The following is a 14,474-nucleotide window of genomic DNA, read 5'->3' as shown; positions in this document are numbered from 1 at the left end:
CCCGCTCTCGCCGAACAGATCGGCCACCACCGCGCCGCCCTGAGTCACGGATAGCGGCCTGCCCCGCTAGCCGCCGGGTTCTCCGTCACGCCGCAGACCGATCATCCCGAGCGACACCGCGACCACGGAGAGGCACAGACCGACGAGTACGGCGTGAAACACCAGGTCGGTGTGCCCGAGCGCGTGCGCCGGCCCGCAGGCGGCGAAGATCGCGACGGCGAGCGCCAGCGGCGGGCGCCACAACCGGTCGGCCAGCTCGGGCAGGTCGACCGGGCGGCGGTGCTGCGCCGGCGGCCGCGAGGGCAGATCGGCCGGCACGGGCGCCGCGGGAGCCACAGGGGCAACGGTGGGCACGGACGCCGATGGGGCCGAAGGGGCCACAGGGGCCGGGACGGGTGCGGGCGCCGGAGCTACCTTCAGATCGAGCGACACGTGCGGCTCCCGGCGTCGGCGTACAGGACCCGGACAGGGCCCATAACCTCCCCATCGGCCGAGCGCCCCGCGGGCCTGAGCTGGTTCAAGGTTCGCTCAGGCGACGGGCAAGGTTGGCTCCAGCGCATTCCCTACGGGTCCGCGGTGCCGCATCGTAAGGACATGCGCACCCTCACCTCCTCCGCTCGCGGCACTCTCGTCGTCCTCCTGACGGTGCTCGGCCTCGCGGCGGTCCTGCTGGCCTCGGCCACCGGGGCCGAGGCTGCCAGCACGAAGGGCATGGACAAGCTCGTGCTGACCTGGGTCGAGGACGGCACGCAGCTGCAGGTGGAGGGTGAGGCGTACCGGCCGAAGGCCGTCGTGAACCTGCGGCTCGGCAGCGACCCGATCCAGCAGGCGCGCGCCGACGAGAACGGCCGCGTGCGGGTCACGGTGCCGCAGTCTCTCATCACCGCCGGCCAGTCCGGCGCGAGCATCATCGTCGCGGGCCGGTCGGTCTCCGGCGCCTCCCGGGTGCTGATCTCCGCGGTGCCGCCGCGGGCGGCGGTGCGCGGCCCGGTGGACGTGCTCCCCTGGTCGATCGCCGGGCTCGCGGTCCTCGGCCTGGCGCTCGGCGCCCTGCACCGCCGCCGGCCGCGCCGGGCGGCCGCCGCCGCCGCGACCGGCGTCCCGCAGGCCCCGGCCGGTTACCGGTCGCGGCACGCCATCGCCTGAGCCGGCCGCCGTTCGGCCGGTGAAACCCGACTGCACCCCAACGCAGACCCCGTAGCCCCCGCGCTTACGCAGCCTGGGTGAACGGACTCGACCACCCGAGTCCCGCTCCCCCGAAAGGTCAGCGCATGGGATTTACGGCGCGCACGCTGGTCGAGGCTGTTCCCGGTCCGGCGGCGATCGTGGATCCGGACGGCCGCGTCCTGGTCGCCAACGGGCGATGGTCACGGCCGGACGGCGGCGGAGCGTACCCCGTCGAGGGTGCGATGCTGACACCCGAGACCGGTTGCCCGGCCCACCACCAGCTTCCGGCGGTGGTGCAGCGGATGACGCCCCAGGCGGCGCCGGCCGTGCTCCCCTGCCGGTGCGACAAGGCGGAGTGCACGGTACGGGTCACGCACCTCGAGAGTGACTGCGGCGCGCACCGGCGACTGATCACCGTCGAGCGGGTGGCCGCGCCTCTCGGCGGCGACCCGGCGTCCGACGGCGACCGGGTGGCACAGGCCAAGTCGCAGTTCCTGGCCCTGCTCGGCCACGAGATCCGTACGCCGGTCACCACCGTGGTCGCCACGGTGGACCTGTTGCGCGCCCAGCCGTTGCAGCAGGGCGTCCGCGAGGTCGTCGACAGCGTGCACCGCTCGGTGCACTCCCTCAAGGCGCTGACCGACGACCTGCTCGACCTGGCCCGCCTGGAGACCGGCAGCCTGCGCGTGGAACGGCAGCCGGTCGCGCTGCGGCCCGTGCTGGAAGGCATCGTGGAGCCGCTGCAACAGCAGGCCCGCCGCAAGGGCATCCTGCTGCTGGCCGCGCCCGCGCCGGACCTGCCCGCGGCGGTGCTCGGCGACATCCACCGGCTGCGTCAGGTGCTGACCTGCGTGGTCGGCAACGCGGTCAAGTTCACCGACTCCGGCGAGGTCATCGTGACCGCCGCCCGCGACGGCGACGACTCGTACGTGATCACCGTCTCCGACACCGGGCCGGGCATCGGCGAGCGGGACCGGCAGCGGATCTTCGCGCCGTTCGTGCAGACCGACTCCTCGGCGGCGCGCCGCCACGAGGGCGCCGGCCTGGGCCTCGCGCTGGCCTCGCGCCTCGTGCAGTGCATGGGCGGCACGATCGACGTCCAGTCCAAGCCGGACGAGGGCTCGCACTTCCTGATCCGGCTCCCGCTCAAGGCCGCCACCGAGCAGCCGGCCACGAACCTGCCGCTGCCGCTGACCCGCCGCCGGGTCGCCGTCGTCGCGCCCTCGCCGCGCTCGACCCTGGCCCTTTCCTGGCTGCTGACCAGCGCGGGCGCCGAGCCGGTGCCGGCGCGCCTCGAGGACGTGGCGAAGCGCATCCCGGACGTCGACACGGTGCTGTGGTGCGACGACTCGCACGACCCCGAGTCCGTACGCCGCGCCGACGCGGTCATCGAGGTGCTCGGGCCCAAGGGACGCGCGCTGATGATCAGCACGACCGACCCGCGGACCGGCATCGTGCGCAAGCCCGGCGTCCTCACCGCCCCGCTGGTGCTCGGCCGGCTCGTGGCGGCGCTCAACCTGGAGCGTACGGGCGTGCGCGGCGCGCCGGTCACGGTGCCGCCGCTGGGCGGCGGCCGGGTGCTGCTCGCCGAGGACAACGACGTCAACCGTACGGTGTTCCGTCGCATGATCGAGCTGCTGGGCGTCGAGTGCGACGCCGTGGCCGACGGCGGCGCCGCGGTCGACGCGCTCCTCGGTGAGACCTCCTACGACGTGGTGCTGATGGACCTGCAGATGCCCCGCGTCGACGGGCTCGAGGCGACCCGACGGGTCCGCGCCGCCGGCAAGGGCACGCCGATCCTCGCGCTGACCGCGACCGCCCTGCACGGCGACCGGGAACGCTGCCTCGAGGCCGGCATGGACGGGCACCTGAGCAAGCCGATCACGCTGCCCGAGCTGCGCGCCGCGCTGGAACCGTATCTGTCGGCCATGCCGGAGGAACCGGAGAAGCCCGCCGAGTCCGTCGACGACGTGGCCGACGTGGACGCTCCGGACCTGAGCAAGCTGCGTGACCTGGAGGAGCAGCTCGAGGACCGGGCGCTGGTCGTGACCACCGTCAACACGTTCCTGTCGCAGCTCGACGGGCGCCGCTCGGCGCTGGCCGAGGCGCTGCGCAAGCAGGACCACGACGCGCTGCGTGCGACCGCGCACACACTCAAGTCCTCCAGCGCGCTGCTCGGCGCCGACCCGCTCGCCGAGGCGTGCGCCGAGGTCGAACGCAACGCCATCGCCGGCACCAGCGAGAAGGACCTGACCGCGCTGGTCGCCGAGGTGGAGAGCGCGGTCGCGGGCGCGATCCGGGTGATGTCCGGCTACCTCGCCGCCGACGAGAGGGTCGACAGTGCCGGACACCGCTGACCTGCCGAAGCAGCATTCCCCCACCGACGCGACCCGGGACGGTACCCCCATGCGACTCGAGTCCTCCCGTGCCCGGCGATGGTCCCTACGCCGGCGCCGGATCGGCCGGTCCCCCCGCTGGTACGTGGTCTCCGCGACCGCACGCCGGAACGACCTGTACGCCGAGCTGGACCGCGAACGCCGCCGCGCGGCCGAGCTCGAGCGCCGGGTCAGCGAGCTGAGCCGGTCCGTGCAGGACCTCGAGGCCTTCTCCCGGGAGATCAGCCACGACCTCAAGGCGCCGCTGGCCGGCATCTGCGGGTACGCCCAGCTGCTCACCCATCTCGACGTCGGCTATCCGCGACCGGTGGACTACGACGACTTCGTGGCGGAGATCAACCGTGGCACCGACCGGATGCGCCGGCTGATCGACGACGTGCTGGCGTACTCGACCGTGCGCGGCGCGCGCCTGCACCTGACGACGATCGACCTGAACGCGCTGATCGACGACGTGGTCGCGGACCGCGCCGTGGATTTGCCCCGTCCGGGCGCGGCGCCGCGACCGGCGCCGCAGATCACCTGGGAGCGGCTGCCCGCGGTCCGCGGCGACCACGGAATGCTGCGGCGGGTGCTGGAGAACCTGTTGGGTAACGCGCTCAAGTACGTGCGTCCCGGCGAGCCCGCCCAGGTGCACATCTCGTCGCGTACCGGCCCGGACGGGTTCGTACGCACCGAGGTGACCGACCGGGGCGTCGGCATCCCCGACGGGCAGCACGAGGCGATCTTCGGGGAGCTACACCGGGCCCATCCGGACGCGTACCCGGGCACGGGCCTCGGCCTGACCATCTGCCGCCGCATCGTGCAGCGGCTCGGTGGCGCCATCGGCGCCGACCCGCAGTTCCGCGGTGGCGCGCGGATCTGGTTCACCCTGCCCACGGCCGGCAACGACGCCGCCGCCGGTGCCGGACAGCTCCCCGTAGCCGCCGACGCGGCGCGCTGATCCCCCACAATCCCCCGCGGCCGGTCACCGGTCGTGAACTTGAGGTTCCCCAGAGGTGTTCTTGAGATCGGCTTGAGGTTGAGAGCCGATCTGACACCCGTAGGAGCTCGACCTGAGAAGAGGCATGATGGACGTGAGGCGACTGCTCACCGCGGTGAGCGCCGGACTGGTGGGCATGGCGGTGACCGCTGTCGCCACACCCACCATCGCGAGCGCCGCGCTGCCTGCCCCGGGCGGCTTTACGGTGGCTCGGTCCGCCGCTGACGTACGCAAGATCGACGTCAGCTGGAAGATCGTCCCCGGCGCCGACCACTACGTGGTCGACTCCGTCGCGGGCAATGTGGAGACCGTGGTCAACCTGCCCGGCGCGACGCTGAACCACACCGTGGACGCGGCCGACGTGTGCAGCCCGTACAAGGTGCGCATCGGCACCGCCGACAACACCGGGGCGGTCACGAACACCTCGTTCTGGACGATCAAGTCCCTGGCACCGGACTACGTGGCCGGTCAGGTCGTCAGCCGCGAGGGAGACGGCAGCATCCTCACCTCGTCCTGGAAGCCCCCGACGTGGCAGGGCTACAGCCCGGTCACCGGCTACCGCGTGGTGCTGACCCGCTACTCCGACGGCGTGGTGCTCTACGACAAGACCAGCACGGACCTGTCGTTCCGCTACACCGGCGCCGACCCGGCGCGCGTCTACACCCTCAAGGTGACCCCGGAGAACGAGTTCGGCGCCTGCGCCACCTCCAAGCCGATGTTCGACCGGTACCGCCCGAACGACCCGACCAACCTGGTCGTCGAGCGTCGCGCCGACGCGCCCGGCACCGTCGAGCTGGTCTGGAAGGCGCCCGCCTCCGGCGTGGCCCCCACCTACTACCAGGTCGGCTACGGCGAGACCGCGATCAGCAAGCTGGTCAAGGTCGACGTGCCGACCACCTCGCTGACGCTGCCGCTCGACGTGGCCAAGAAGTGGATGATCGAGGTCAAGGCGTACAACCAGAACGGCGGCAGCAACGCGGTCGCCGGTTCCGTGCCGGTGTTCGTGCCGCTGGTGACCCTGCCGGTCCCGGCGCCCACGGTCTCCAGCGTGGCGTCGCCGACCCCCTCGGCCAGCACCGCCGCCCCGGAGACGAGCAGCGCGCCGTCGACCGGCCAGGGCACCACCCCGAGCAGCCCGGCGACCGACGCGGGCGCCGAGACGAAGACGACCACGACCACGGTGAGCACCGGCTCCGACCGTACGCCGCCGACCATCACGGCTTCGCTGTCCACGACGTCGACCAACGGCTACTTCAAGTCGCCGGTGACGATCCACTTCACCTGCGTCGACGCCGGTGGCCCCGTCGCGGACTGCCCGGCGGACATCACCGCGAAGAACGACGGCGCCAACCAGCGCTTCTCCGGCACCGCCGTGGACGCCGCGGGCAACACCGCCACGCTCACGCTGACGCTGGCCGTCGACCAAACGCCGCCGACGGTCTCCTCGACCGTCAAGGGCGACAAGAACGCCGCCGGCTGGTTCAGGACCCCGGTGTCGGTCCAGTACACCTGCACCGACACCGTCTCGGGTGTCAACACGCTCGCCGTCTGCCCGATCGACGCCACCGTCAACGTCGACGGTATCCGCCACACCGTCACCGGTACGGCGACCGACAAGGCCGGCAACTCCGCGACCGACACGGTGACCGTCAACCTCGACCAGGTCGCCCCGGTCATCACCGCCTCTGTCGTCGGTGACGTGAACGCCGACGGCTGGTACACGACCGCCCCGACCATCCACTACACCTGCGCCGACACGCTCTCCGGCATCGCCGACTGCCCCGAGGACCGCAAGGTCACCGAGGACGGCGTGGGCCAGGAGATCGTCGGCAAGGCCGTGGACAAGGCCGGCAACGTCGCCACCGCGACGGTCAAGCTCAACGTGGACCTGACCGCCCCGTCGATCACCGCGACGGTGACCGGCGACGTCAACGCCGAGGGCTGGTACACCACCATGCCGGTCGTGCACTTCACCTGCACCGACGCCCACGCCGGCGTGCGGAACTGCCCCGCCGACGTCACGATGCGTGAGGACGGCACCGACCAGCGGGTCACGGGCACCGCGATGGACAAGGCCGGCAACACCGCCACCGCGGTCGTCGCGGTGAACGTGGACCGCGTGGCTCCGAAGATCACCGCCACGGTGATCGGCGACCAGAGCGACCAGGGCTGGTTCCGCTCCTCCCCGACCGTCCACTTCACCTGCGCCGACGAGCGCTCCGGCATGGTGGCCTGCCCCGAGGACCAGGAGATCGTCACGGACGGCGGCGAGCAGACCGTGATCGGCACCGCGACCGACAAGGCCGGCAACACCGCCACCGCCCGGGTCACGGTCAGCGTCGACCAGACCGCCCCGGCGATCACCGCCGAGGTTCTCGGCGAGGCCAACGCCGACGGCTGGTACCGCACCGCCCCGGTCGTCCACTTCACCTGCACCGACGAGGGCTCCGGCATCGTCGACTGCCCGAACGACACCCCGGTGATCGCCAACGGCACGGGCAAGATCGTGATGGGTACGACGACCGACCGGGCCGGCAACACCTCAACCGCTTCGGTCACGGTGAGCGTCGACCAGGACGCCCCCGTCATCACGGCAGCCGTGGTGGAGACGCCCAGCGCGGACGGCTGGTTCAACAGCGCCCCGACCGTGCACTTCACCTGCGCCGACGAGCGTTCCGGCCTGGTCGAGTGCCCGGCGGACGTGACCGTGACCACCAACGGCGTCGGCCAGAGGATCAGCGGCACGGCGACCGACAAGGCCGGCAACACCGCCACCGCCCAGGTGAGCGTCAACGTCGACCTGGTCTCCCCCGAGGTGACCGCCACCGTCGACGGCGTCAAGAACGCCGCCGGCTGGTACCGCAGCGCCCCGACCGTGCGCTACGCCTGCACCGACACGGGCTCGGCGGTGGCCTCCTGCCCGGCCCCCGCGACGGTCACCACCGAGGGCGCCGAGATCAGCGTTCCCGGTACCGCCTCCGACAAGGCCGGCAACACGACCACCAACACGCTGAGCCTCAACGTCGACAAGACCGCCCCGGTGGTCACGGTGCTCGGCGCGGTCAACGGCAAGGTGTACGGCGCCGAGGCCACCCCGCTCGTGTCGTGCCGCACGACCGACCAGGGCTCGGGCGTCGCCACCCAGGCGAAGGTCACCCACACCAGCACCGAGCGCGGTCTGCACACGGTGATCTGCTCGGGTGGCGTCGACAAGGCGGGCAACACGTCGCCGGCGGTCACCGTCAAGTACACCGTCGAGCCGACGGTGGCCTGGCTGATGGCCCTCACCCAGCAGTACCTCGGCGCCAACGCGACCGACTCGGTCCTGCGGGACTTCGACCGGGCCCTGGACAAGCGTCACTTCGCGCTCTACGTGGCGAAGGTCGTGGTCTCGTCGGTGGGCAAGAAGCCGCTGCTGACCTCGGCGGAAGCCTCGACGCTGATCTACTGGGCGTTCGTCCTGGACATGCGGAACTAGAAGAACAGCACCGCCGAGGCGGGGCCGGAGCTCTCACGAGCCCCGGCCCCGCTTTGCGCGTCGTGTCTGTGGTTGACTGCTCTCAGGCCGGCCTCCCCGGTCCGGACAAGGACGGGATGCGGTGGACGTCACGATCGACTCACGCGCGGAAGCCACGGTGCGCCTGGCCGTCACCGGCGAGATCGACATGGCCACCGTCGACGAGCTCGCCCGGGCGCTGCACGAGGCGATGACCCGTCCCGGCGTCACCGAGGTCGTCGCCGACCTCGCCGCGGTCACCTTCTGCGACTCGTCCGGCATCGCGGCGTTCGACCGTGCGTACGCGGAGGGCCAGCACCGCGGGATCGTCTTTCGCATCAGCGACCCTCAGCCCGCGGTGCGCCGGGTGCTCGAGCTCACGGGCATGCTGGACACCCTCATCGGCATCGAGGAACCGCCCGGATAACCTCTCAGCGAGGAGAGGGGGCTCCGGTGGCCGATGCCGACGACGTGCGCCGACTGGCGCTGGCGCTGCCGCATACCGTCGAGATCGACAGTGACGGCTTCGACTTCCGGGTGGCGAACAAGGGATTCGTCTGGTCGTATCCCGAACGGAGGCCGGGCAAGCCGCGCGTCATCCGTACCGATATCGCGGTGCTCTATGTCGGCGACGAGGCCGAGAAGCAGGCGCTGCTGCTCGGCGAACCCGACCTGTTCTTCACCACGCCGGGCTATGACGGCCTGCCCCTGGTGATGCTGCGCCTGCCGCGGGTCGACGTGGGACGGCTGCGGGAACTCGTGACGGACGCGTGGCAGATGCGCGCGCCCCAGGAGTTGGTCGCCGACCTCGAGGACGCCGGTTGAAAAGAGCCGGGAACCTCGAGGCGCGCTCCAGCGACCAACGACCGTGTCACGAACCCTGAGGAAGACAATGCCGACCATGACCCGCCGCGCCCGTACCGGTGCCGGGCTGACCCTCTCCGCCGTCCTGGCCGCCACCGCCCTGGCCGGTTGCGGCGGCAAGGACGCCGCCGCACCCGTCGCCGCCGGCCCGACGAGCGCCGCGGCCGTGACCGGCCTGGTGATCCGGGATCCGTGGGTCAAGGCCGCCGACAAGGGCATGACCGCCGCGTTCGCCATCCTGGTCAACGACAGCGACGCCGACATCACCGTACGCGGCGCCACCTCGACCGCGTCGCCGATCGAGCTGCACACCATGGCGATGAAGGACGGCAAGATGGTGATGCAGCCCAAGCAGGGCGGTTTCGTCGTCAAGGCCCGTACCACCCACCAGCTCGCCCCCGGCGGCGACCACCTGATGCTGATGAAGCCGGCGGCGGCGATCAAGCCCGGCGACGAGGTGTCGTTCACGCTCGAGCTGTCCACCGGCAAGCCGGTGACGTTCACCGCGATCGCCAAGCCGTTCGCCGGCGCCGGCGAGAGCTACGACCCGGGCATGAAGATGCCCCCGGCGAGCGCCCACCCGTGACCCTCAGCCGACGCAACCTGCTGGCCGGCGGCTCCGTCGCCGGTCTCAGCGCGGCGGCCGGCGCTGCCGTCGGCGCCGCCGCGATCGGCAGACCACCCGTCGCGGCGGCTCCGGCGGCGGCCGGCTTCGGCACGGAAACCGTCGCGTTCCACGGCCCCCGCCAGGCGGGTGTGGCCAACGAGCCGCCCGCGCACGCCGCCTTCGTCGCCTTCACCCTCGCCGCCGGCACGGATCGGCGGACGCTGGGCCGGATGATGCGACTGCTGTCCGACGACGCGGCCCGGCTCACCCGCGGCGAGCCCGCGCTGGGCGACACCGACGCGACGCTGGCCGGGCTCCCGTCCCGGCTGACGGTCACGTTCGGCTTCGGACCCGGCCTCTACCGCGCGGCAGGCCTCGACGACCGGCGCCCGCCGTCGGTGGCCGACCTGCCGCCGCTGCGCATCGACCGGCTGGAGCGGCGCTGGAGCGGCGGTGACCTGCTCGTGCAGATCTGCGCCGACGACCCGATGACCGTCACCCACACCCAGCGGATGCTCATCAAGGACGCCCGGCCGTTCGCCGCCGTCCGCTGGGTGCAGCGCGGCTTCCGCAACACCCCCGGGGTGCAGCCGGCCGGCTTCACCCAGCGCAACGTGCTCGGCCAACTGGACGGCACGGCCAACCCGCGCGGCGCCGAGCTGGACACGGCGGTGTGGGCACCGGACGGCGGCACCACCCTCGTGGTGCGCCGCATCCGCGCGGAGATCGAGACGTGGGACCTGCTCAGCACGGTCGACAAGGAGGCCGCCGTCGGCCGGCGCCTGGCCACCGGGGCGCCGCTGACCGGGCAGAACGAGCACGACGAGCCCGACTTCGCCGCGCTGGACCCGGCCGGGCTGCCGGTCATACCGGACTTCTCGCATGTCACCCGGGCCCGCGTCACCGATCCCGCGCTGAAGATCCTGCGCCGGCCGTACAACTACGACGACCCGCCGAACGCGGCGGGACATCCCGACAGTGGCCTGATCTTCGCCTCGTTCCAGGCCGACGTCACCCGCCAGTTCCTGCCCATCCAGCGTCGCCTAGCCGAGAAGGACTTGTTGAACCAATGGATCACACCGATCGGATCCGCAGTCTTCGCCGTTCCGCCCGGCTGCGCCGAGGGCGGCTGGATCGGCGACCGGCTGCTCGGCTGAGCGCCCTGCTCCTGGCCGTGGCCGCCGCCGCACTGACCGTGCTGGCGCCCGGCGCTCCGGCGTGGGCGCACAACGCGCTGGCCGAGGCCACGCCCGCCAAGAACGCGGTGGTCAAGAAGTCCCCCGCGACGGTCAAGCTGCGGTTCCTGGAGAAGCTCAGCCCCGACTACACCACCATCACCGTCTCGGACGCCGACAAGAAGCCGGTCACCGCGTCCGAGCCGAAGGTCGACGGCGCCACGGCGTCCGTCACGCTGACGAAGCCGCTGGCCAACGGCAAGTACACGGTCGCCTACCGGGTGGTCTCCCACGACGGCCACACCGTGCAGGGCTCGTACGACTTCACGGTGAAGGACCCCGCCGCGGCGACCACGGCACCGTCCGCCCTCCCCTCGACGCCGCCCGCCGCCGCGTCGTCGGCGGTAGCGGCGCCCGCGACCAGCAGCGCCGTCGCCATCGAGAAGAAGGCCTCGGAGAGCTCGATGTCGGGCGCCGCGGTGGCCGGAATCGTCGCCGCCGTCCTGGTCGCGGTCGGTGCCGTGGTCTTCCTGGTGCGCCGCCGCACCCGCTGAGGCTCCTTTTGCCAGGTCGTCCCTCAGGTCATCACAGGTTCCTGACAGGTCCGCCGCCGACGGTAGGGGTGAACCCACACCACACGGAGGTTGCCTTGAAGCGATCCACGAAACTGACGACCGTCGCGGCCGGCGTGGCCATGGCCGGCACTGCCGGCATCCTCGGCCTGACCCTTGCCGTGCCCGCCCTGGCGGAGACCGGACCCGCGTCGCCCTCGACGTCGGCCTCGGGACCGGCGGCGGCGCCGGCCGACGACGCCGACCGCGAGGCCGAGCGGGCGAAGCGCCAGGAGGAGTTCGCGGCCGCGCTCGCCACCGAGCTCGGCGTCGACAAGGCCAAGGTCGCCGCCGCGTTGGAGAAGGTGCGGGCCGCCGAGCAGACCAAGGCGAAGGCGAACCGTACGGCGGAACTCAAGACCCGCCTCGACACCGCGGTCTCCGAGGGCAAGCTCACCGCCGACGAGGCGGCCGCCATCCTCAAGGCCGCCGAGAACGGCGTCCTGGCCCAGGGCGGCAAGGGCGGCGGACCCGGTGGCCCCGGCGGTTTCGGTGGCCCCGGCGGCGGGCCCGGTCGCGGCGGCCGCTGAGCCGACTCCCCCGGCCCGGGCCGCGGCCCGGGCCGGGACCGCTCGTGTGACGCGTTACCCCGCGCTATCCGGGTGTACTGGGCAGCCGCACGGTGACGGCGGTGCCGCACGGCTGCTCCGGGCTCAGGGTGATGGTGCCCTGGTGATGCTCGACCACGGCCCGGCACAGCGCCAGCCCGAGCCCGTTGCCCGCAATCCCGCTGTGCCGCACGTTGTCGCCGCGGTAGAGCCGGCGGAACAGGGCGGGGCGATTCTCCCCGGGCAGGCCGATGCCCGTGTCGGTGATCCTCAGCACGACGGCCTCGTCATCCCCCGCCAGCTGCACGGTGACGGTGGAATCGCCATGACTGAACTTGACCGCGTTGTCGAGCAGGTTGTCGACCACCTGGCGCAACCGGCCCAGGTCACCGATGACGGTCACCGCCGGCGCGAGATTCGTTTCGACGGTGATCCCACGCTCGGCCGCGGGACCACGCGCGGCGACGACGGCGGTCTCGACCAGCTCCGTCAGGTCGACGCGGCCACTCAGCAGGGAAAGATGGCCGCCGTCGAGCGCGGCCAGATCCAGCAGCTGGTCGATGAGGGACCGCAGCCGGCGGCTGTTGCGGTCCACGACCTCGGCCAGGCCGCGCAGGTCCGGACTCAGCTCCGGCGCCTCGGCGATCATCTCGATGTAGGCGCCGATCGAGGTCAGCGGCGTCCGCAACTCGTGCCCGACCAGCGCGATGTACTCGTCCGTGGCGGCCGCCAGGTGATGCTCGAGATCGTCGGCCCGGTGCTGCTGCAGGTGCGCGCCGACGCTGCCGGCGACGCCGGTCAGCAGCACCGCCAGGGCCGGCTCCGGCTCCTGCGGGTCGTAGGAGAAGAAGGTCAGGACCCCGGTGATGTGCTCACCGCTGCGCACCGGCACGGCACCCGCCGCCCGGAACCGGCTCCCCGCGACCACCTCCGGCAGGATCGGCGCGTCCTCGGCATGGATGTCCGGCACCCACACGAGCTCGCCCCGCTGCCAGCAGAGTCCGGCCAGGCCCTGACCCCGGGCGATACTGGCCGGCACCGGCAGCGACTGCTCGTTGGGGCCGGTGTAGGTGGCCTCGACCCGGAGCCGGCCGGTGACCGGATCGACCAGCCACAGCCGTACGTATCGCCAGCCCAGCGTGCCGCCGACCGTCCGGACGACCTCCTGATGGGCCTCCGCGGCGCTCCTGCTCTCCGCCAGGGCCTTGAGCACTTCGGTCGTGCACGCCTGGTAGAGGCGGGATTTGTACTCCACTGTGATGTCGTGAATCGCGGCGACCGCCCCGACCACCTCGCCGTCCTCGTCACGCACCGGCCTCGCGTTGATGGTCAGCCAGCGGGGATGGCCCCGGCGGTCGTTCGCCAGGAGACCGGCATGCTCGACCACCTCGCCGGCCAGCGCCCGCGTCATCGGCAGATCATCGGCATGCAGCGGAGACCCGTCATGGTGCCGCAGCGCGAAGCGCTCCGGCCATTCCTTCAACGGGACGTCGGCGCTGTCCCCGCCGAAGAACCCGCGCACCACGGAATTCAACATGATCATCCGGCCGGTGGTGTCGCAGGCGGTCAACCCGGTGTCGGCGCTCTGCAGCAGGGCCTCCACGAAGACCGGTTCCATCGCCGGAGCCTGCAACAGCGGCGGGTGGTCGCTCTCCGGAGCCGGGACCGCATCCAGAAAAGGGGTCAACGCCGACGACAACTGTTGCAGGGTGAAAGGCTTGTGGACCACCGCCGTCGCGCCACTCTCCCGCAACCGCCGCTCATCGGTCATCGACAGCGCGGTCACCAGGACGATCGGCACATTGGCGAAAACGGGATCCCGGTGCAGTGCCCGGCACAGCTGCAAGCCATCCATCTCGGGCATGTCCACATCCGCGACCACCAGGTCAGGCCGACGATGCGCCGCCGCGACCAGCGCGGCCCGGCCGTCGTCGGCGACCGTGACATCGTGGCCGAGCCGACGGATCACCCCGGCGATCAGCCGCTGATGATCCTGGTCGTCCTCAGCAACCAGCACCGACGCCATGCCTCCACCCTAAGCGTGAGGAAAGGCATAGAAGAGCTATAACGGCCACTTCGCGCTATGGTACGGACGCAGCACAGCGCCCTTCCCACGCGGCCGGCACGGCATCCACCGCCCGGTTTCGTCCCCACGTGCCCCCTCTGCCCGGGTCACGCCGGGCTGGTGCCAGCTTCACGCGGGCGCGCCCTTTTGTCGGCGTGGTTGTCAGCGTGCGGCGGCCCCCGGCGCGTGGTCCTTCACGCCGCTCGGCGCCGCACCTTTCACCCGGCCCGCGGTCTTTCGCCCGCCTCTCACCCGCCTTCGACCCCGGCGCGCGGTCTCGTTCCCGCCTCCCGGGCCGCCCTTCACCCGGGACCACCTTCATCTACGTCCGGCCCAGGTTGTGGCGTCCTTTACTCGCCTGCGGTCCGGCACGCTTCAGCCGTGCCCGGTCCCGGCGCGGCCTTTCACCCGCCTCCGGCCCGGCGCATTTCACCCGCGTCTGGGCCGACGCCTTTCACCCACGTCCCGGCCGACGCCTTTCACCCACGTCCCGGCCGACGCCTTTCACCCACGTCCCGGCCGACGCCTTTCACCCACGTCCCGGCCGACGCCTTTCACCCACGTCC

12 protein-coding genes are annotated in these 14,474 nt (G+C 72.1%); 10 read left to right on the top strand and 2 right to left on the bottom strand.

The annotated features are described in order from the left end of the window. Nucleotides 1-66: 66 nt before the first annotated feature. On the bottom strand, nucleotides 67-336 hold the full coding sequence (locus tag AB0M36_RS32310) for a hypothetical protein (protein ID WP_364165368.1): 270 nt from the start codon (nucleotides 334-336) through the stop codon (nucleotides 67-69). Between the two features lie 258 nt (nucleotides 337-594). Between AB0M36_RS32310 and AB0M36_RS32305 the strand changes: the two genes are divergently transcribed. The 10 genes from AB0M36_RS32305 (at nucleotide 595) to AB0M36_RS32260 (ending at nucleotide 11,825) form a co-directional block, all read left to right on the top strand. After that, nucleotides 595-1,146 (top strand): hypothetical protein, encoded by a 552-nt coding sequence (locus tag AB0M36_RS32305; protein ID WP_364165365.1) that lies wholly within the window; start codon nucleotides 595-597, stop codon nucleotides 1,144-1,146. 125 nt (nucleotides 1,147-1,271) lie between these two features. Continuing rightward, the gene (locus AB0M36_RS32300) at nucleotides 1,272-3,524 is read left to right on the top strand and encodes an ATP-binding protein (RefSeq protein ID WP_364165362.1); all 2,253 of its coding nucleotides are present in this window, start codon (nucleotides 1,272-1,274) and stop codon (nucleotides 3,522-3,524) included. 49 nt (nucleotides 3,525-3,573) lie between these two features. After that, nucleotides 3,574-4,503, top strand: coding sequence for an ATP-binding protein (locus tag AB0M36_RS32295; RefSeq protein ID WP_364165360.1), 930 nt, complete (start codon nucleotides 3,574-3,576; stop codon nucleotides 4,501-4,503). A 127-nt stretch (nucleotides 4,504-4,630) separates the two neighbouring features. Then, nucleotides 4,631-8,020 carry a Neogenin gene (locus AB0M36_RS32290; protein WP_364165357.1) on the top strand — a complete coding sequence of 1,130 codons (3,390 nt, stop codon included), beginning with the start codon at nucleotides 4,631-4,633 and terminating at the stop codon, nucleotides 8,018-8,020. A 121-nt stretch (nucleotides 8,021-8,141) separates the two neighbouring features. Continuing rightward, nucleotides 8,142-8,465, top strand: coding sequence for an STAS domain-containing protein (locus AB0M36_RS32285; protein WP_364165355.1), 324 nt, complete (start codon nucleotides 8,142-8,144; stop codon nucleotides 8,463-8,465). 26 nt (nucleotides 8,466-8,491) lie between these two features. After that, the gene (locus AB0M36_RS32280; RefSeq protein WP_364165352.1) at nucleotides 8,492-8,863 is read left to right on the top strand and encodes a hypothetical protein; all 372 of its coding nucleotides are present in this window, start codon (nucleotides 8,492-8,494) and stop codon (nucleotides 8,861-8,863) included. Between the two features lie 67 nt (nucleotides 8,864-8,930). Beyond that, nucleotides 8,931-9,488: a copper chaperone PCu(A)C gene (locus tag AB0M36_RS32275; protein WP_364165349.1), complete on the top strand. Its 558-nt coding sequence runs from the start codon at nucleotides 8,931-8,933 to the stop codon at nucleotides 9,486-9,488. Further along, nucleotides 9,485-10,666 carry a Dyp-type peroxidase gene (locus AB0M36_RS32270; RefSeq protein ID WP_364165346.1) on the top strand — a complete coding sequence of 394 codons (1,182 nt, stop codon included), beginning with the start codon at nucleotides 9,485-9,487 and terminating at the stop codon, nucleotides 10,664-10,666. The genes AB0M36_RS32275 and AB0M36_RS32270 overlap by 4 nt, the downstream gene beginning before the upstream one ends. Continuing rightward, nucleotides 10,579-11,238, top strand: a complete 660-nt coding sequence (locus tag AB0M36_RS32265) for a copper resistance CopC family protein (RefSeq protein ID WP_364165343.1) — start codon at nucleotides 10,579-10,581, stop codon at nucleotides 11,236-11,238. Before AB0M36_RS32270 ends, AB0M36_RS32265 begins: the two co-directional genes overlap by 88 nt. A 95-nt stretch (nucleotides 11,239-11,333) precedes the next feature. Next, a complete protein-coding gene (locus tag AB0M36_RS32260) occupies nucleotides 11,334-11,825 on the top strand; it encodes a hypothetical protein (protein WP_364165340.1) in 492 nt (163 codons plus the stop codon). A gap of 64 nt (nucleotides 11,826-11,889) precedes the next feature. On the opposite strand, the gene AB0M36_RS32255 is transcribed toward AB0M36_RS32260, so the two are convergent. Beyond that, the gene (locus AB0M36_RS32255; protein ID WP_364165337.1) at nucleotides 11,890-13,869 is read right to left on the bottom strand and encodes an ATP-binding protein; all 1,980 of its coding nucleotides are present in this window, start codon (nucleotides 13,867-13,869) and stop codon (nucleotides 11,890-11,892) included. Nucleotides 13,870-14,474 lie beyond the last annotated feature (605 nt).

It is taken from the genome of Actinoplanes sp. NPDC051346 (genome assembly GCF_040682215.1).
In the GTDB taxonomy this organism is placed as follows: Bacteria; Actinomycetota; Actinomycetes; order Mycobacteriales; family Micromonosporaceae; genus Actinoplanes.
The sequence above is the reverse complement of the archived record's forward strand: the minus strand, read 5'-3'. Positions and strand labels throughout refer to the sequence as shown.